The organism is Mesorhizobium sp. 113-3-9 (genome assembly GCF_016756515.1).
GTDB lineage: Bacteria > Pseudomonadota > Alphaproteobacteria > Rhizobiales > Rhizobiaceae > Mesorhizobium.
The window spans coordinates 2,536,083-2,552,615 of record NZ_AP023246.1; the positions used below are offsets into that span (position 1 = coordinate 2,536,083).

At 62.7% G+C, this 16,533-nt stretch carries 21 protein-coding genes; 6 read left to right on the forward strand and 15 right to left on the reverse strand.

What is annotated here, in order from left to right:
* The first annotated feature begins 71 nt into the window (after positions 1–71).
* From MesoLj_RS12265 to MesoLj_RS12275, 3 genes are all read left to right on the forward strand, one after another.
* Positions 72–965 carry a branched-chain amino acid aminotransferase gene (locus MesoLj_RS12265; protein ID WP_140777267.1) on the forward strand — a complete coding sequence of 298 codons (894 nt, stop codon included), beginning with the start codon at positions 72–74 and terminating at the stop codon, positions 963–965.
* Positions 966–1,110: 145 nt separating this feature from the next.
* Positions 1,111–1,425 (forward strand): hypothetical protein, encoded by a 315-nt coding sequence (locus tag MesoLj_RS12270; protein WP_140777265.1) that lies wholly within the window; start codon positions 1,111–1,113, stop codon positions 1,423–1,425.
* 141 nt (positions 1,426–1,566) lie between these two features.
* Positions 1,567–2,205: an MBL fold metallo-hydrolase gene (locus tag MesoLj_RS12275; RefSeq protein ID WP_140777263.1), complete on the forward strand. Its 639-nt coding sequence runs from the start codon at positions 1,567–1,569 to the stop codon at positions 2,203–2,205.
* A gap of 149 nt (positions 2,206–2,354) precedes the next feature.
* Here the strand turns inward: MesoLj_RS12275 and MesoLj_RS12280 are convergent, their stop codons facing one another.
* The 3 genes from MesoLj_RS12280 to MesoLj_RS12290 all read right to left on the reverse strand — a co-directional run bounded on the left by MesoLj_RS12280 (position 2,355) and on the right by MesoLj_RS12290 (position 3,720).
* Entirely contained in the window at positions 2,355–2,783 is a 429-nt protein-coding gene (locus MesoLj_RS12280) for a BA14K family protein (RefSeq protein WP_202326138.1), read from the reverse strand.
* 187 nt (positions 2,784–2,970) lie between these two features.
* Positions 2,971–3,183 (reverse strand): cold-shock protein, encoded by a 213-nt coding sequence (locus tag MesoLj_RS12285; protein ID WP_008877668.1) that lies wholly within the window; start codon positions 3,181–3,183, stop codon positions 2,971–2,973.
* A gap of 324 nt (positions 3,184–3,507) precedes the next feature.
* Positions 3,508–3,720: a cold-shock protein gene (locus MesoLj_RS12290; protein WP_006202520.1), complete on the reverse strand. Its 213-nt coding sequence runs from the start codon at positions 3,718–3,720 to the stop codon at positions 3,508–3,510.
* A 502-nt stretch (positions 3,721–4,222) separates the two neighbouring features.
* Here MesoLj_RS12290 and MesoLj_RS12295 point away from each other — a divergent pair.
* Positions 4,223–4,633, forward strand: coding sequence for a Kazal-type serine protease inhibitor family protein (locus tag MesoLj_RS12295; protein ID WP_202326139.1), 411 nt, complete (start codon positions 4,223–4,225; stop codon positions 4,631–4,633).
* 16 nt (positions 4,634–4,649) lie between these two features.
* On the opposite strand, the gene MesoLj_RS12300 is transcribed toward MesoLj_RS12295, so the two are convergent.
* The 6 genes from MesoLj_RS12300 to MesoLj_RS12325 form a co-directional block, all read right to left on the reverse strand.
* The gene (locus MesoLj_RS12300) at positions 4,650–5,267 is read right to left on the reverse strand and encodes a flavodoxin family protein (protein WP_202326140.1); all 618 of its coding nucleotides are present in this window, start codon (positions 5,265–5,267) and stop codon (positions 4,650–4,652) included.
* Positions 5,268–5,441: 174 nt separating this feature from the next.
* Positions 5,442–5,660, reverse strand: coding sequence for a hypothetical protein (locus tag MesoLj_RS12305; protein ID WP_202326141.1), 219 nt, complete (start codon positions 5,658–5,660; stop codon positions 5,442–5,444).
* A gap of 92 nt (positions 5,661–5,752) precedes the next feature.
* Positions 5,753–5,890: a hypothetical protein gene (locus MesoLj_RS12310; RefSeq protein WP_202326142.1), complete on the reverse strand. Its 138-nt coding sequence runs from the start codon at positions 5,888–5,890 to the stop codon at positions 5,753–5,755.
* A gap of 41 nt (positions 5,891–5,931) precedes the next feature.
* Positions 5,932–6,198, reverse strand: coding sequence for a hypothetical protein (locus MesoLj_RS12315; RefSeq protein ID WP_202326143.1), 267 nt, complete (start codon positions 6,196–6,198; stop codon positions 5,932–5,934).
* Positions 6,195–6,464, reverse strand: coding sequence for a hypothetical protein (locus MesoLj_RS12320; RefSeq protein ID WP_202326144.1), 270 nt, complete (start codon positions 6,462–6,464; stop codon positions 6,195–6,197). The genes MesoLj_RS12315 and MesoLj_RS12320 overlap by 4 nt, the downstream gene beginning before the upstream one ends.
* 169 nt (positions 6,465–6,633) lie before the next feature.
* Complete coding sequence (locus MesoLj_RS12325) at positions 6,634–6,840, reverse strand: cold-shock protein (protein ID WP_140777249.1); 207 nt, start codon at positions 6,838–6,840, stop codon at positions 6,634–6,636.
* Positions 6,841–7,169: 329 nt separating this feature from the next.
* On the opposite strand from MesoLj_RS12325, the gene MesoLj_RS12330 reads away from it, so the two are divergent.
* Together MesoLj_RS12330 and MesoLj_RS12335 are read left to right on the forward strand one after the other, a co-directional pair.
* Complete coding sequence (locus tag MesoLj_RS12330) at positions 7,170–7,394, forward strand: hypothetical protein (protein WP_202326145.1); 225 nt, start codon at positions 7,170–7,172, stop codon at positions 7,392–7,394.
* Positions 7,395–7,580: 186 nt separating this feature from the next.
* A complete protein-coding gene (locus MesoLj_RS12335) occupies positions 7,581–9,215 on the forward strand; it encodes a tetratricopeptide repeat-containing sulfotransferase family protein (RefSeq protein WP_202326146.1) in 1,635 nt (544 codons plus the stop codon).
* Positions 9,216–9,456: 241 nt separating this feature from the next.
* On the opposite strand, the gene MesoLj_RS12340 is transcribed toward MesoLj_RS12335, so the two are convergent.
* The 6 genes from MesoLj_RS12340 to uvrB form a co-directional block, all read right to left on the reverse strand.
* A complete protein-coding gene (locus tag MesoLj_RS12340) occupies positions 9,457–9,810 on the reverse strand; it encodes a DUF1428 domain-containing protein (RefSeq protein WP_140777245.1) in 354 nt (117 codons plus the stop codon).
* Positions 9,811–9,912: 102 nt separating this feature from the next.
* A complete protein-coding gene (locus MesoLj_RS12345; protein WP_202326147.1) occupies positions 9,913–10,329 on the reverse strand; it encodes a VOC family protein in 417 nt (138 codons plus the stop codon).
* Positions 10,330–10,492: 163 nt separating this feature from the next.
* Positions 10,493–10,675, reverse strand: coding sequence for a hypothetical protein (locus tag MesoLj_RS12350; protein ID WP_056578894.1), 183 nt, complete (start codon positions 10,673–10,675; stop codon positions 10,493–10,495).
* A 94-nt stretch (positions 10,676–10,769) separates the two neighbouring features.
* Positions 10,770–11,156, reverse strand: coding sequence for a nuclear transport factor 2 family protein (locus MesoLj_RS12355; protein ID WP_140777240.1), 387 nt, complete (start codon positions 11,154–11,156; stop codon positions 10,770–10,772).
* A gap of 107 nt (positions 11,157–11,263) precedes the next feature.
* Positions 11,264–12,790: an ABC-F family ATP-binding cassette domain-containing protein gene (locus MesoLj_RS12360; RefSeq protein ID WP_202326148.1), complete on the reverse strand. Its 1,527-nt coding sequence runs from the start codon at positions 12,788–12,790 to the stop codon at positions 11,264–11,266.
* Between the two features lie 454 nt (positions 12,791–13,244).
* Positions 13,245–16,415 (reverse strand): excinuclease ABC subunit UvrB, encoded by a 3,171-nt coding sequence (gene uvrB, locus MesoLj_RS12365; RefSeq protein WP_244735352.1) that lies wholly within the window; start codon positions 16,413–16,415, stop codon positions 13,245–13,247.
* Between the last annotated feature and the right edge of the window lie 118 nt (positions 16,416–16,533).

Sequence of the window (16,533 nt, forward strand, 5' to 3'; positions counted from 1 at the left end):
TCGCATGGCGCGGCCAAAAAGAACACGCAACGACACTGAGATATGCGGGCCGTGGCCCGCGGGAGGTTACCATGGCATCCGTTCCCTTCGACCAACTGGACGGCTTCATCTGGATGAATGGCGAGTTCGTCCAATGGGGCGACGCCAAGATCCACGTGCTGACCCACGGCCTGCACTACGCCAGCGCGGTCTTCGAGGGCGAGCGCGCCTATGGCGGCGAGATCTTCAAGCTCAACGAGCACACCGAGCGCCTGCATGAATCGGCGCGCCTGCTCGGCTTCAAGATTCCCTATTCGGTCGCCGAGCTCAACGACGCCTCGGCCACGCTGTTGAAGAAGCAGGGCTTCCAGGACGCCTATGTCCGGCCGATCGCCTGGCGCGGCAGCGAGCAGATGGGCGTTTCGGCGCAGAACAACCGCATCAACGTCGCCATCGCCATCTGGCAGTGGCCGAGCTATTTCGATCCGGCGCAGAAGCTGAAGGGCATTCGCCTCGACGTGGCGGAGTGGCGCCGGCCCGACCCGCGCACGGCGCCGTCGCGGTCGAAGGCCGCCGGCCTTTACATGATCTGCACCATGTCCAAGCATGCAGCCGAGGCGAAAGGTTATGCCGACGCCATGATGCTCGACTGGCGCGGGCAAGTGGCGGAGGCAACGGGCGCAAACATCTTCTTCGTCAAGGACGGCAAGATCCATACGCCCAAGCCCGACTGCTTCCTCGACGGCATCACCCGCCGCACGGTCATTGGCCTGGCCAAGGATCGCGGCCTGGAAGTGATCGAACGCGCCATCATGCCGGAAGAACTCGAAGGCTTCGAGCAATGCTTCCTGACTGGAACGGCGGCGGAAGTAACGCCGGTTTCGGAGATCGGCCCTTACCGATTCGAGGTCGGCGAAATCGCCAAGAACCTTATGAACGACTATTCTGCCGCGGTTCAGCCCAAGCACGCGATCGCCGCAGAATAACGATAGTCACAGCTTTTCACGCAAGCAGGGGCGGTTTTCGAGCCGCCCCTTTTATTCCAGCGTTTCTGCATTTGACTTTCATCCAATTCGGCGTCTCATGATGGTGTCGGCCCGGGAGGCTGGCAGCTATGGAGGGACTAATCATATGGACATGAACACGCTTCTTCCGATCATCATCCAGATCATTACGGGCATCATCGGTGGTCAGGCGGTCGGCGCGGCAATCAAGACGGCGGCGCTGGGGCAGCTTCCCAAAATCCTGGGTGGAGCCGTTGGCGGCGTCGGCGGCGCGGCGATCCTGGGCAGCCTGCTCGGCCACGGGATTGATCCCGCTGCGGCCGCGGCGGCGACGAGCGGGCTGGGCAGCTCGCTTAACCTGCAGAACATCGTCGGTGGCGCCGGCGGCGGCGCGATCCTGACCGGCATCATCGGCGCGGTCATGGGCGCCATGAAGAAGTAAGCCTGACGGTCTCAGGTTTGTTCAAATGGGCGGCTTCGGCCGCCCATTTCTGTTTTTCAGACGACTGACTGTTCGTCTTTCGAGGGGTGGACGCGTTTCGCCGGCACCTCTACATCACGCCAGGGATACGAAAGGACGATCATGGGTCAGCTCAATGCCGGCATCGTGCCGGTCACTCAGTTTCAGCAGAACTGCACCATCCTGTTCGACATGGACGACAAGCGTGGTGTCGTCGTCGATCCGGGCGGCGACATCGACAAGGTGCTGGCGGTGCTGAAGGACAATGCGATCAGGGCCGAGGCAATCTGGATCACGCATGGCCATATCGACCATGCCGGCGGTGCCATGGAATTGAAGGAGGCGCTCGGCATCGACATCATCGGTCCGCACGAAGCCGACAAGCCCTTGCTCGACAATCTGGAGAACCAGGGCAAGCGCTATGGCATTGTCGGCTCACGCGACTGTGTGCCCGACCGGTTCCTCACCGAGGGCGAGACCGTGTCGTTCGGCGGCCACGTCTTCGAGGTGCTGCATTGTCCCGGCCACGCGCCGGGCCACGTCGTCTACTACAACCGCGCGGCCAAGTTCGCCCATGTCGGCGACGTGCTGTTCCGGGGCTCGGTCGGCCGCACCGACCTGCCGGGCGGCGACCATGCGACGCTCATCGCCTCGATCAAGGACAAGCTGTTGCCGCTGGGCGACGATATCGGCTTCATCTGCGGCCACGGTCCCGGTGGCCGCTTTGGCGAGGAGCGCAGGACCAATCCATTCCTGACCTGAATTTCAACACATCCGGGCGCCCAACAAAAAAGCGCTGGCCTTGCGGTCAGCGCTTTTTTTCTGGGGCAGGGAAGCCCTAAGCGCTTTCGCGCTTTGTTTGGTGCAAGTCGTTGTCCCAAAACCGCTGCGCACTTTTGGGCGACATGCACTTAGTTGGCAGTGCAGAAATGCTGCTCGCCGTCATTGCCGGTGAAGGTGCCGGTGCGGGAGTTGAAGGTGCGGTAGCGGTCCGAGCAGTATTCGTACCAGTCACGCGTCCACGGTTCGGCATAGCGATCGGCATAGACCACCCGCGGCTCCGCATAGTAGCGGCGGATCGGAGCCGGGCGGATCCGCACGTCACGATCGTAATAACCGTCATCGTAGTAGCGGTCAGCGTAAGGCGGTGGCTGGTCATTGGCCAGCGCGCCACCGATCAGGGCGCCGGCTGCGAGGCCAAGCACGCCGGCGGCAATGGCGTCGCCGTTTCCGTGGCGATGGTGATGGCGCCACTCATCGGCGTTGGCCGCGGGCAGGGCCACGAGCATGGTCGCGGCCATGGCGGCGGACAGCACGGCTGTCTTGAAAATTCTGTTCATCTTGGTCTCCTTCGTACCGGGCCGTGCAGTTTTGCAGGGGATGCGGTCCGGCTTTACCCAAGACTAATATGCGACCGTGGCTGAACGGAGGCTGAACGGATTTCGCCCCGCCTGTCCGAGAGGGCGTCAAGAACCACGCTCGAAACGAGCTGGGCCGCCCTGCCGGAGCCGACAGCGTGAAGCCGGCTCAGCCCACAGACAGGTTGACAGCCTTGGGCCCCTTGCCGCGCTTGTCCGGCTCGGTGTCGAATGTTACTTTCTGCCCATCTTCGAGACCGGGAAGACCCGACGCCTGCACGGCCGAAATATGGACGAAGACATCCTTCGCGCCATCGTCAGGCGTGATGAAGCCGAAGCCTTTGGCATGGTTGAAGAATTTGACGGTGCCGGTCTGCGGCATGGGAAGCTCCTTTGATCCCATAAACTCCAGTCTCGGGCCGGCAAATGCCCGAGAGGAAATTTGTCCTTTATTTTAGCGCCATCGGCAAGAGAAAGTTTTTTAGGCACTTAAAGCGCGTCACGCTTTAAGCCCTTGTTATGATGCATGTCGTCGATCCAAACCCGGATCCACTTTGAGGCGACATGCATTCATGCTGCATCGCGGGCATGAAAAAGGCGCGACGAAAACCGCCGCGCCTTTCAAAATCTGTCTGCGTGCCCAGAGGCTGGGCAAGCTCTGGAACCTCGTTCGCTCGCCCTCAAGGACGCGCGGCGTGCCGATGGTTCAGGCAGCGCGGAGGTTGACCGCCTTCGGGCCCTTGCCCATGCGATCCGGCTCGACGTCGAAGGTGACCTTCTGGCCGTCGACGAGCGTGCGCAGGCCCGATGCCTCGATCGCGGAAATATGGACGAACACGTCCTTGGCGCCGCCGTCGGGCGTGATGAAACCGAAGCCTTTGGTCGCGTTGAAGAATTTAACGGTGCCGGTCTGGGCCATTGGGGAAACTCCTTCACCCGTTCAGTCTTTGGTGGTCCTGCCCGCCACCTGGCGTCGAGGGCAGTTCCCGGTGGTTGCTTCGGCAGTCATGCATTGGCGCATGGTCAAACCCCCCGCCGAAAACGGGGCCGTCAGAGATTCACAGTATCGGGGAAAGGTCGTCCAAAACGTTCCGCTCTCCGGGTCGCAAATGCCCGAACACGGAATTTATCGCACGGAAACGTGAAGGTTGCAAGATAGCGCCGCGGGCCGCCACACTGGGCGCATCCCGACGCAAGAATCGACCGATCTGAGCGTCGACCGGCCGCAGATAGGCCTGCTTGGCCGGGCGGTCATCGGCCCACGGACGGGGTCACGCATGGGCCAGGGTGGCCAGCGGTGCGATCGAATGCCGCCATGGCCAACCATGCCGATTGCCGTGTGGATAGCCGCGAACGGGGTTGCATTTGAAGGGCGAATGGCGAGGATCGCTATCGGGGATGGGATCGAGGGAGAGATCAGCATGAAATTCCTGGCGTCGGTTTTTTCGCGGCAAGGGTTTGCCGTCCTGTTCCTGTCGGCACTGCTGGCCGCCTGTACCGTCGTCGTCGATGACGGGCCAGGACCTCGTCCACGTCCGCCGCGTCCCGAACCGCAATTCTGCACCAGGCAATACGAACCGGTCTGTGCCCGGCGCGGCGGCGATCGCCAAACCTTCGCCAATGCCTGCCTTGCCGACCGCGCCGGTTACCGCATCGTGCGCGACGGTCCTTGCCGCGACGGCGGTGGTGGCGGCGGCGGGGGAGAGCAGACGTTCTGCACCCGCGAATACGCTCCGGTCTGCGCCCGCCGCCACGGCGAGACGCGCAGCTTCCCCAATGCCTGCGAAGCCCGCGCCGCGGACTACCGCATTGTCGGCGATGGGCCATGCTGAGGAGGCGGGAACTCCGTTACTTGTCCACGCCGATATAGGCTTTGCCCTTCAGCAGGGCAGCCAGATGTGCCGCATTTGATGCCGCCATCTCGATCATTCCGGCGACCTTTTCGGGGGTCGCCGGCAGGTCGACATAGTTGACGTCGCCCATGGCTTCGCCCACCCAGTAGACGCCGCCATTGGCCGGTATGGTGAAGCCGACATCGTTGAGCGCCTGGAAGCATTCGGCATGGCAATGGTGCGCACCATCCTCGTTGCCGACGATCGCCACCAGCGCGACCTTGCCGGCGGCCGGCATACGGCCCTTGTCGTCGGTTTCGGAGAGGAAAGCGTCCATGCGCTCCATGACGCGCTTGGCGACGCTGGAGGGTTGGCCCATCCAGATCGGCAGGCCGAGGATAAAGATATCGGCGGAGATGATTTTCTCGCGCAGGGCGGGCCAGCCGTCGCCCTTGCCCATATCGGAGAGCACACCGGCCTTGATGTCGTGATCGAGGGCGCGCACGACCTCGCCCTTCACCCCATGCGGCTTGAGCGCCGAAAGCAGATCGGCGACGATCTTGTCGGTGGAGGATTTTTCCTTGTCGCCCGAGGCTTTCAGGGAACAGTTGATGACAAAGGCGGTGAGGGACATTGGCGGCTCCTGCGTGTCGATGTGCAGGGTCAACGTCGCGGGCCGGTTGCGGTTGCGCGGCAATGATGCAGGTGTGGCTGCCTGGAGCAATTCCAGGAAAAGTGTGAACGGTCTTCCGTCCGGAGTTGCGTCGAAACAAAGAGTTGGAGCGGCTCGCCGTTTCGGTGAAATGCGCTAGACCGGATACGCTCCGTCGGCCGGACCGGCATAAAGCTCGCTGCCATGCTCATCCGAAATGCGCAGCCGGTCGGGGATTTGCGGCATGGGCAGGCTATGGAACAGAGCCGCCGCGCCCTGCAGGGCGGTGCGTAGCGTCGGTGCTTCCAGCGAAACCCTGTCGAGCGTCGCTTCCTCGGCGTCGCGCGACCGGTAGAACTCGATGACGAAGTTCAAGCAAGCCTCCGTGGCAGGACTTGGCAAGGCCTTTTGTGTCAGTTCGTCGCCTGCTTCGGAGCAGGGATGGGGCGCGCGAAGCACCCAGGCTGTCAGCCCTTCGATTTCGGCTTCAGGCCGCTCTCGGCCTGCTTGACCGACGAGCCGAACGGAGAGGCGGGCTTGGCCGCCACCTTGTCCTTCTTGGGTTTGCGTGTTTCGCGGTTGCTGCGCTGTTGGCCCTTGGCCATATTGTCTCTCCTCGTGCGGGTTGTCTGACGTTGCTGGGGTCTCAGGCCGCCGGATTGTTGCCAGCCACCGGATTGCCGGCCGGTTCGAGATTGTCTTCCGTGGTGACCCGTTCGTGGGTCTCCTGGTCACTGCGGATACGGTATTGCGGCGAGCCGTCCTTGACCGGCAGCCTGCTCTTGATCTCGAACAGTTCGGCCGTCTTGAGGAGGAGGCCGCCACGGCTTTTCATGCGCACGGTCTGGCCGATGGCGAAGAGATGAGAGGGGGTGTCTGTGCGCGGGCGCGCATTCTGCTGGAAACGGATCATGCTGCATTCTCCCGGTCGCGCTTCAGCGCGTTTTCGAGTTCGAGGTGGTCGATGGCGACAAGCTGGCTGGTGTTCGGGTTCTTCACCGCCCTTGCCGGCAGGTGAATGAAAGTGGCGACGCGGCGCCAGGCAATGCGCGACACGCCCTCGATCAGTTCTTCGTCCTGATCGATGTCGTAGTCGCCGGCCGGCAACGGCCCCTCCAGTCCGCCAAGCACGAAGGGGGCAGCGAAATGCGCGATGGAATGGGTGGTTCGGTCCGACATTGTCCTGGCCTTGATGTGCCCACGCGTTGGGCGTCAGGTAAAACCGCTGCCTGAATGCAAAAAAAGCGGGGACAAGCCCCGCTTTCCTATTTCCGGCAATCGCTGGAAATAAGCCTGTTTCGAGAGCTGCCAGTACATCCGTGGTCAGCGTTCATCGAATTCGGCCTGATCAGATCAGTTGCAGATTGGCGGCCGACTCGCGGCCCTTGCCGTCACGCTCCAGTTCGAACTGAAGCTTCTGGCCTTCCGCAAGACCCGGGAAACCGGCGCGCTCCAGCGCGCTGACATGGACGAAAACGTCCTTGCCGCCATCGGCCGGCTGAATGAAGCCGAAGCCCTTCTGGCCATTGTAGAACTTCACGGTTCCGGTGTTCATATCCAGTCTTTCGCGTATTGAGAGATCGTCGCGCGGCGAAGGTGCGGCGCGTCCGGTAGCAACGATTTGGAATGAGATTTGGCGGGTCGAGAACCTCTGACGCCGCGAGATGCCAATTCTGGCCAAAACGATCCTCTTTATATATAGCGATATGGCTGTCTATTCAAGTAGATTTCTGAAATTTTCCGACTTGGATCGAAAAATAGATCGCTATGAATATTCGCGCAATTCTGTTACCGTCTCGGATTATTTCCAAAAAATATTGAAAATTCGCAAGGGTATTTCCCTTGCGTGCCGTTTTTTATTTACTCCGAAATGAGGACAAAACCATGAATTCCACAAGAGGCTCAAGAGGGAAGACCGTCGCGATCAACCCTATCGCCAAGCCGGGCACCATACACGCCATTGCCGTTGGCCCGACCGGCCAGCCTATGATCGTCAAGTCGGCACGGCTGACCATCAGAAGCGATGAGGCGGCAAGGCGAACGATCGCAGATACCGTTGGCGCCATAAGGCGGGCCAGACAGGTCGCCGAGACCAACCGCCTGATCTGATCGCATTCATGGCGATGGAAGGCCGCGGAACCACACGGAGACTTGAACCTGCCGCGCCAATGGCCTAGATCGCGGGAGGCGGACAAACACGGCAGGTTTCCCATTAACAGAGATCAGAGACGAGCGGCGGGTGCGGGAGCCAGGTCTGGCGCGGGCGGACAACCGCCGCTGGGCCTCGACCAGTATGTGCAGCAGGCGCTGCAACTGCACCAGGCAGGGCGCCGGCAAGAGGCTGAGTCAATCTACCGGCAGGTGTTGGCGCGTCAGCCCAGACACGCCGCCGCGGCCCATTTCCTGGGGCTGCTGCTGCATCAGACCGGACGCAGTGAGGAAGGGCTGGATCTCCTCGAACAGTCCGTGAGCCTGCAGCCCACGAATCCCGATTTCCTCAACAATTTCGGCACGGTGATGCGCGACCTCGGCCGCGTTGCCGCGGCCATCGATTTCTTCCGTGGCGCGGTCGATCTGCGGCCGGACCAGCTCGCGGCGCGCGACAATCTCGGCTCGTCGCTGAATCAGCTCGGCCAGTTCGAGGAGGCCGAAGAGATCTATCGCGGCACGGTCGCGCGCAATCCATTCCATGTGCGCGCCCGCATCGGGCTTGCCGAAACCCTGCAGGAAGCCGGGCGGCTGGATGAGGCGCTGGCGGCTTTTCGCGAGTCGCTGACCATTCGCCCCAAGGATGCCGACCTGCTGCACGGGCTCGGCGTCGGGCTTATGGAAAAGGGCAAGCTCGACGAAGCGGCCGATCTGTTCCGACAGGCGCTGGCGATCAATCCCGGCATGGCCACGGCCTGGCTGATGCTGACGCAGGTCAAGCGCCAGAAGGAGCGCGATGCTGAATTGGCCGGCATGGAAGCCCAGCACGCCAAGGCGCCGCAGGACAGCCTGGCACGCATGCAGCTGTCCTTCGGCCTCGGCAAGGCCAATGACGATTTGAAGGACTATGACAGGGCGTTCGATTATTTCGCCGAAGGCAATGCTATTCGCCGCAAGGTTATCAACTACGATCCCGTCAGGACGCGTGCGGATTTCGAGGCGATGAAGACGGTGTTCGATGCCGGCTTCTTCCAAAGGCACAGACCGAGCCCAATCACCGATGACGCGCCGATCTTCGTCGTCGGCATGCCGCGTTCGGGCACGACGCTGGTCGAACAGATCATCGCCAGCCATCCGAAGGTCTATGGTGCGGGCGAGCTCAGCATCCTGAAGAAGGTGGTCGGGAATCAGTTCCCGTCGACCATGCCGGGTGGCTTCCCCTGGGGTGTATCGGACGTGGACGATTCGGATTTTGCCGCGGCAGGCCAAGCCTATCTCGACATGCTGCATGCCCGCTATCCGCATATCAGCCATGTCACCGACAAGATGCCGGGCAACTTCCTGCTTATCGGCTTCATCCACATGATGATGCCGAAGGCCAGGATCATCCACTGCGCCCGCGATGCGGCGGCAACCTGCCTGTCGATCTACAAGGTGCATTTCCGGGGCGACAGCCACCGCTACGGCTACGATCTGGGCGAACTGGCTGACTTCCACAATCTCTACACCGACATCATGGCGCATTGGCACAGCGTTCTGCCCGGCGTCGTGCATGATGTGCGCTACGAGGATTTCGTCGCCGATCAGGAAGGGCAGAGCCGGGCCCTCATCGACTATCTCGGCCTGCCATGGGACGATGCCGTGCTGTCCTTCCACGATACCGACCGGCCGGTGCGCACGGCTTCCGCCGCGCAGGTGCGCCAGCCGATGTATCAGGGCTCGGTTGATCTGTGGAAACGCTATGGGGATCGGCTGAAGCCGCTGCTGGATAGGCTGGATTAGCGCATCGTTCGGCGATGGGCCAGAGCCCTCACCGCTTCGTCATCCTATGGCGGAGCAAGGAGCAAAGCGACGCGGCGCAGACCATAGGATCCATGCCGCGACGTTAAATCATTGAAAACGGTACAGAATTCTGCTCAGCTGCGTCCTTCGATCGAGGTCGCGGCATGGATCCTCGGGTCTTCGCGACGCCGCTTCGCGGCTGCTCCGCCCGTGGATGACGAAGCTGAGAGGGCTCAGCTGCTCAAAGCTCGATGAACGGCTGGAAGCCGCCGAAGATCATGCGCTTCATATCGAAGGGCATGGGGCCCCAGTCGGGTGTCAAGCGCGGGTCGGCCATCACCTTGGCCATCACCGCATCGCGGCTTTGCCTGGATTCATAGACCGCCCAGGCAAAGACGACGATCTCGTCGTCCGTTGCCTGAACGGCACGTGGAAACGAAGTCACCTCGCCATAGGGCACGTCGTCGCCGATGCATTCGACATAGGCCAGCGCGCCGTGTTCCATCCATATGGGGCCCGCGAGGTTGGCGAGCTTCTTATAATCGTCGAGTTTGGCTTTTGGCACGGCAAGCACGAAACCATCGACATAGGACATGATAAACTCCTCTGTTGAAAAATGAGCGCCGGGTCGGCGGGGGTACGACCCGGCGCGGTGAGCGCGTCGGCCCTGTCGGGCGACGCCTGCTCGCCAGGGAACCTATTTCACTGGCGCGTTCATCGCCCAGGCGACGCCGAAGGGATCCTTCACCTGGCCCCAGCGGTCGCCCCAGAACATCACCTGCAGCGGCGTCACGATTTCGCAGCCGGCATCGACGGCGCGTTGCCACCAGCCGTCGATATCGTGGTTGCCGAGATGGAGCTGCAGCGTGTAGCCCTGCGCATCCTTATGCGGGTGGCCGTGTTCGGGATAAGCGTCGCCCAGCATCAGCGTCGAGCCGTTGATGTGGAGGTGGATGTGCATGGTGCGGCCTTTTTCGTCGGCCGGATAGGCAAAGACTTGCTCGGCTCCAAATGCCTTCTTGTAGAATTCGGCGGCCTTGATGGCGCCGTCGACCTGCAGATAGGGGGTCAGTCCGCCAAGCACTTCGGCTCGTGGTGGGGTCTGGTCGGTCATGTCTTCTTGCTCCTCTTTGCGTTTGGCTTGGCCTTGCAAAGCCTAGGACGCACGAGGTGACGGCAATTCTACACGGCCGCGAAAATTTTTTAGCGGGCCGGGCCCGGACACACCGGGCAACCGGAGGTTTTGAGCGACAATCGCATGGACAGGCTGCTCGCGGTCATATGACCTTGGCCGTGAAGGTGGTTGCACGACGGCTGTTCTGGGCGTCGAAGAGTTCCGGAAAGCCGATGTCCTTGCGCAGTTCGGCTGGCAGCGAGAGCAGGATGCGTTCGCTGCGATGGCGGGCACGTGCCGCCGCATATTGGGTTGCGATGCGACCGATGGATGAAAGGACGGACATGACAAGGTTCTCCCTGGGTTGATGCCGGCATCATCGTGTAGGCATCCCAAGGACGAGGCAGGTTCAGGCGATCCGACAGGTCGTCGAAATTATTTCAGATGACCGAGGCGGCCAGTGCCGTGTCGTAATACTCCACCATCTCGATGACCTTGCCGTCGCGCAGGGTCCAGAAGTTGGCGGCGCGCATGACGAATTCCTTGCCGGTGGTTTTTCGCGTCAAATGGATTTCGACCTGCGCCGCGACCTTGTCGCCACCGTCGATAATCTCCACCGGGACGAAGTTCCGGTATTCGAAATCACCGTCGAGCGCCATGAGGCGGGCAAGGAATTCCTGCTTGCCGTTGCCCGTCCCGATATAAGGCGCCTGCGGTTCGGCGACCCAGCGGAAGACGACATCGTCGGAGCAGTGGGCCAGCGCGCCCACGATGTCGCGTTTCGCATAGGCATCATAAAGGGTTTTGACGACGTCCACCGCGCGCATGACCGGTCTCCTCCCTCGGCTTGCGGAACCTTCAGGATGCGCCTTTTTCGGTTGGCGGGAAAGTGCGGGCCGGCAAGCTCGAATGCCGGCCCGGCCGAGGCATCGCCTTAACCACCCGCTTCAGCCACTTCGCGGAAAAAGTCCTCGGGGTCTTCGACCTCGGTCAGGCGCCGCTTCTCGATCAGCCAGAAGCGGTTGCCGATGGCGCGGATGAAGGAGCGGTCGTGCGAGGCGAGGACGCAGCTGGCCTGGTGCTTGAGCAATTCTTCCTCCAGCGCTTCCTGGCCATCGATATCGAGATGGTTGGTCGGTTCGTCGAGCAGGTAGAAGTTGGGGTTGGCGAGCCTCAGCGCCAGCATCATCAGCCGCGCCCTCTGGCCGCCGGACAGGACGCCGATCTTTTTCTCCTGCATCTCGATGACCACGCCGGCGCCGGCAAGCAGCGAGCGGGCGCGCTGTTCGCCGACATCGTAGCGGCGCGACACCATCGCCAGCGGCGTGTCGTCGCTGCTGATGCCCGACAGCGCCTGGTCGCTGTAGCCGAGCACCGTCGACGGCGTCACCTTCACATTCTCGATCGTGTCGGGTTCGACGATGGCGTTGCGGATCAGGCTGACGAAGCGCGACTTGCCGACGCCATTGCGGCCGAGCAGCACGATGCGGTCGCCCTGGCAGATGTGGCGCTTGCCGGTCCTGAACAGCAGCGCGCCATCCGGCGTTTCGACGGCCGCATCGTCGAGCGTGATCAGCACCTTGGCGTGGGTGCCGCGATTGGCCAGTTTTATTGCGCCGGCCGATTTCTCGCGATGCGCTGATACCGCCGCCTCTTCCAGCTTTTCCGCCCGTTCCTTGAGCTGCCTGGTTTTCACCGTCAAAAGGTCGCTGCCGGAATTGATGCCGATGTTGTTGAGCTTGGCGGCCTGTTTTCGCAACTGCTGGACGACCTTCATGTCACGCTCGAACTTGCGAGCCGTAGAGGCGTCGACTTCGTCGAGCGCCTGCCTGGCGCGGGAGTAGGGTAGCGCGAACACCGGCGACTGCTCCGGCCGCAGGAACAGCGTCCGGTTGGTGGTGGCGTCGAGGAAGGCGCGGTCGTGGCTGGCGATGACAACAGGCACTTCGCGCGGCAGGGCGTTCAGCCAGCCTTCCAGCTGGCTGATGCGGGCAAGGTCGAGATGGTTGGTCGGCTCGTCGAGCAGCAGCACGTCGGGATCGGTGACCCAGACGCGGGCAATCAGCGCCAGCCTCTGCCAGCCGCCGCTCAGCGCCCGCATTTCCCGTTCGCGCATCGGTTCAGGCACGTCGAGCGAATCCAGCACCACGTCGACGCGCCACATCTCGCTGTCGGCCTGCTCGGGCGGCAAGGCGTCGGCCACCACCTGATGGAAGGTGCGGCCGAGCAGGGCAGGGGCAACGGCCTGCTCGACATGGCCGACGCGCAGGCCGCGCGTGCGGGTGATGTCGCCGGAGGTCGGTTCCATCTCGCCGGTCAGACATTTCAGCAAGGTCGACTTGCCACGGCCATTGGCGGCGACGATGCCGAGCCGGTCACCAGTGCCGATGGTGAGGTCGAGGTGAGCGAAAAGCGGCGCACTCATGGTGACGCCGAGGGATTTGAGGCTGATCAGGGCCATTTTGATTTCTCTGGTCTTGCCGGAGACATCTCCGGATGCACTTTGACGGTGCACGTGCTGGCCATCAGGCTCGGCGTTGCGCACCACGAAGGGCAGACCAAAAAATCGAAGCGGGAAAAACCCCGGACCGTCCCTGGTCAGCCCTGCAAGCTAGCTCGCAGGGCAGAAATCGGGCCACGCTGACGATGGTGACGAAAAAACGTAAACACGTGAGCCCTCCTTTCAAGACAAGACGATTGAGTGTGTGGAGCGATTACACCAAAGGCGGGGGTGGAGGCAAGTGGAGCGCGCTTTTCCTTCTCCCCTTGTGGGAGAAGGTGGCCGAGCAAAACTCGGTCGGATGAGGGGTGTTCCAGGGAACACCAACGCCTCGCTCCGCTGGAACACCCCTCAACCGTCTCGGCGCTACGCGCCGATCCACCTTCTCCCACAAGGGGGAGAAGGAAGAGGCGCTCTACTTCCCCGGCCTGCCTGTCTTGTCCGGCCGGCGCTTTTCGCGGCGGGCGTCGCCTGGGTCCTCGTAGGAGCCGATACCCGCGCGCTGGCGAACGATTGGTTTGGCGGAATCGTCGCGTTCCTTCGCCACCCCCTCCGTCCTGCCGGCCACCACTTGAGCGGAGATCGGCTGGGGCTTTGCCGGCACCTTTCCTTCGACCGGCTTTTCGGTGCGCCGCACCGTCATCTCGTCGAGCGAGTTTTTCTTGAACAGCGGTTTGACCGGCTCGCCGGGAATGCCGAAATCGGAGCCGTGTGCTTCCTGGGCGGACTGTTTCTTGAACAGCGAGCGCGACACAGCACCCGCCGGCGTCGGCATGTCGGTGCCCGGCCCCATGTCGTCAATCGATGGTTTGGCGAAGAGCGGCTTCTTCACCGGCACGGCGCCATCGGCGCCCATCTCGTCAAGCGCCGGCTTGCGGAAGAGGTTGGGCCGGGCCGCCTTGGCTGCCTCTTCGGCGGCACGTGCTTCGTCGAGTTTGCGGAAACGCTCCTGTTCCTCCGCCGTGCGGTGCTTGGCCACGCCCTTGTTGTGCTTGCCTTTTTCGCGGCCCGAGACCGGGCTTTCCATGTCGGCGTATTTGGCAAGCGGGTCTTCGGAGATCGAGAGTTCCATCTCGCGCAGACGCTTGATCTCGTCGCGGATGCGGGCGGCCTTCTCGAAGTCGAGATTGGCGGCGGCGTCGCGCATCTGCTTCTCCATGGCGTCGAGATGGGCCTTGAGGTTGTTGCCCATCATGGCGCCGGCGCTGTCGGTGAACTGCGAGATGTCGGCGCGGACGTGGTCCTTTTCGTAGACCGAGTCGAGAATGTCCGAGATGCGCGACTTGACCGATTCCGGCGTGATGCCGTTGGCGGCGTTCCATTCCATCTGCTTTTCGCGGCGGCGGTTGGTCTCGGCCATCGCGCGCTCCATCGAGCCGGTGACCTGGTCCGCATAGAGGATGACCTTGCCGTCGACGTTGCGGGCGGCGCGGCCGATGGTCTGGATCAGCGAGGTCTCCGAACGCAGGAATCCTTCCTTGTCGGCGTCGAGAATGGCGACGAAGCCGCATTCGGGGATGTCGAGGCCCTCGCGCAGAAGGTTGATGCCGACCAGCACGTCGAAGGCGCCGAGGCGCAAATCGCGCAGGATCTCGATGCGTTCGAGCGTGTCGATGTCGGAGTGCATGTAGCGCACGCGCACGCCCTGCTCGTGCAGGTACTCCGTCAAATCCTCGGCCATGCGCTTGGTCAGCACCGTGACCAGCGTGCGGTAGCCGGCGGCGGTGGTCTCGCGGATCTCACCGACAACATCGTCGACCTGGCTTTTCGCCGGGCGCACCTCGACCGGCGGGTCGATCAGGCCGGTCGGGCGAATGACCTGCTCGGCGAAAACGCCGCCGGATTGTTCCATTTCCCAACCGCCGGGTGTCGCCGAGACGGCGACGGAGAGCGGGCGCATGGCGTCCCATTCCTCGAAACGCAGCGGCCGGTTGTCCATGCAGGAGGGCAGGCGGAAGCCATATTCGGCCAGCGTCGCCTTGCGCCTGAAGTCGCCGCGATACATGCCGCCGATCTGCGGCACGGTGACGTGGCTTTCGTCGATGAAGACCAGCGCATTGTCGGGAATGTATTCGAACAGGGTCGGCGGCGGATCGCCCGGCTGGCGGCCGGTGAGGTAGCGCGAATAGTTCTCGATGCCGGCGCAGGAGCCGGTGGCTTCCAGCATTTCGAGGTCGAAGCGGGTGCGCTGCTCCAGCCGCTGTGCTTCGAGCAGGCGGCCGGCCCGCTCCAGTTCCACCAGCCGGTGCTTGAGTTCTTCCTTGATCGATTTGATCGCCTGGTTCAGCGTCGGGCGCGGCGTCACATAGTGCGAGTTGGCGTAGATCTTGACGCTTTTCAGCTCGCCGGTCTTCTGGCCGGTCAGCGGATCGAACTCGGTGATCTGCTCGATCTCGTCGCCGAACATCGAGATGCGCCAGGCGCGGTCTTCCAAGTGGGCCGGAAAGATCTCGATCGTGTCGCCGCGCACGCGAAACGAGCCGCGCACGAAATTGATGTCCTGGCGCTTGTATTGCTGGGCGACGAGATCGGCGAGCAAAGCGCGCTGGTCGAGCCGGTCGCCGATCTGCATCTGGAAGGTCATCGCCGTATAGGTCTCGACCGAGCCGATACCGTAGATGCAGGACACCGAGGCGACGATGATTACGTCATCGCGCTCGAGCAGAGACCGTGTCGCCGAATGGCGCATCCGGTCGATCTGCTCGTTGATCGAGGATTCCTTCTCGATGAAGGTGTCGGTGCGCGGGACGTAGGCTTCCGGCTGGTAGTAGTCGTAATAGGAGACGAAATACTCCACCGCGTTGTCGGGAAAGAATTTCTTGAACTCGGAATAGAGCTGCGCGGCCAGCGTCTTGTTGGGCGCCAGGATCAGGGCGGGGCGCTGCGTCTCCTCGATCACCTTGGCCATGGTGAAGGTCTTGCCGGAACCGGTGACGCCAAGCAGCACCTGGGTGCGGTCGCTGTTGTCGACGCCTTCGACAAGATCCTTGATCGCGGTCGGCTGGTCGCCGGCCGGTTCGAAATCCGACACCATCTTGATGGCGATGCCGCCTTCGGACTTTTCCGGCCGGGCGGGGCGGTGCGGAGTCCACAGGACGCCGTCCTTGTGCAGCGGGTTGCCGGATTCGATCAGTGCCGACAGAGCTGCGACCGTAGCGGTGACGCCGCTCGACGTCATCGTCTCGGCTTCTTCGAGCGAAACATCGAGGCCGGCGACCGGATTGAGGCCCGCCGCCGCGCGTTCGCGGGCGGTGGCCGCGCCGCCCATCGAGGTGCCGCGTGCCGTGCGTCCGGGCGCGGCGGAGCGTTCGGGGATCTTCTTCGACGGCTTTGGCGATTTGCCGCCGTCGCCCTTGCCGACCTGGCGCCCTTCGCGTTCTGCCTCCTGCTCGATCTGTTCGGCCCAATCTGCGATCGAACCGCTCAGCGGCGTGCCCGAGAGTTCAGGCTGCGGCATCTCGGCGAAGCCGCCCCTGTGCAGCGGTTCCGAGGCGTCGAGGAAATCGGTCAGCGGGCTGCGCCGCTTCGGTGCGGCGCGGTCGTCATTCGCCGTCGGCGGCGTTCTTTTATCGGGGGATTTGGCCATGACCCGAATATGGGAGGTCTTGGCGAAAATGGAAAGAGCGCGATGAGGCAAGCCGCATGCCCGGATGCAGCTCCTGACAGAAGGCTGTCAGGAGGAGGCAGTGCCAAGGATTGCCTGC

Bases quoted from the DNA above. Each gene is read 5' to 3' on its own strand.
- MesoLj_RS12290 (WP_006202520.1), bottom strand. From the start codon at position 3,720: ATGGCCCAGACCGGCACCGTTAAATTCTTCAACGCGACCAAAGGCTTC.
- MesoLj_RS12270 (WP_140777265.1), top strand. From the start codon at position 1,111: ATGGACATGAACACGCTTCTTCCGATCATCATCCAGATCATTACGGGC.
- MesoLj_RS12345 (WP_202326147.1), bottom strand. From the start codon at position 10,329: ATGACCGACCAGACCCCACCACGAGCCGAAGTGCTTGGCGGACTGACC.
- MesoLj_RS12315 (WP_202326143.1), bottom strand. From the start codon at position 6,198: ATGATCCGTTTCCAGCAGAATGCGCGCCCGCGCACAGACACCCCCTCT.
- MesoLj_RS12265 (WP_140777267.1), top strand. From the start codon at position 72: ATGGCATCCGTTCCCTTCGACCAACTGGACGGCTTCATCTGGATGAAT.
- MesoLj_RS12330 (WP_202326145.1), top strand. From the start codon at position 7,170: ATGAATTCCACAAGAGGCTCAAGAGGGAAGACCGTCGCGATCAACCCT.
- MesoLj_RS12355 (WP_140777240.1), bottom strand. From the start codon at position 11,156: ATGCGCGCGGTGGACGTCGTCAAAACCCTTTATGATGCCTATGCGAAA.
- MesoLj_RS12350 (WP_056578894.1), bottom strand. From the start codon at position 10,675: ATGTCCGTCCTTTCATCCATCGGTCGCATCGCAACCCAATATGCGGCG.
- uvrB (WP_244735352.1), bottom strand. From the start codon at position 16,415: ATGGCCAAATCCCCCGATAAAAGAACGCCGCCGACGGCGAATGACGAC.
- MesoLj_RS12340 (WP_140777245.1), bottom strand. From the start codon at position 9,810: ATGTCCTATGTCGATGGTTTCGTGCTTGCCGTGCCAAAAGCCAAACTC.
- MesoLj_RS12325 (WP_140777249.1), bottom strand. From the start codon at position 6,840: ATGAACACCGGAACCGTGAAGTTCTACAATGGCCAGAAGGGCTTCGGC.
- MesoLj_RS12310 (WP_202326142.1), bottom strand. From the start codon at position 5,890: ATGGCCAAGGGCCAACAGCGCAGCAACCGCGAAACACGCAAACCCAAG.
- MesoLj_RS12300 (WP_202326140.1), bottom strand. From the start codon at position 5,267: ATGTCCCTCACCGCCTTTGTCATCAACTGTTCCCTGAAAGCCTCGGGC.
- MesoLj_RS12295 (WP_202326139.1), top strand. From the start codon at position 4,223: ATGAAATTCCTGGCGTCGGTTTTTTCGCGGCAAGGGTTTGCCGTCCTG.
- MesoLj_RS12275 (WP_140777263.1), top strand. From the start codon at position 1,567: ATGGGTCAGCTCAATGCCGGCATCGTGCCGGTCACTCAGTTTCAGCAG.
- MesoLj_RS12280 (WP_202326138.1), bottom strand. From the start codon at position 2,783: ATGAACAGAATTTTCAAGACAGCCGTGCTGTCCGCCGCCATGGCCGCG.
- MesoLj_RS12285 (WP_008877668.1), bottom strand. From the start codon at position 3,183: ATGCCGCAGACCGGCACCGTCAAATTCTTCAACCATGCCAAAGGCTTC.
- MesoLj_RS12360 (WP_202326148.1), bottom strand. From the start codon at position 12,790: ATGGCCCTGATCAGCCTCAAATCCCTCGGCGTCACCATGAGTGCGCCG.
- MesoLj_RS12320 (WP_202326144.1), bottom strand. From the start codon at position 6,464: ATGTCGGACCGAACCACCCATTCCATCGCGCATTTCGCTGCCCCCTTC.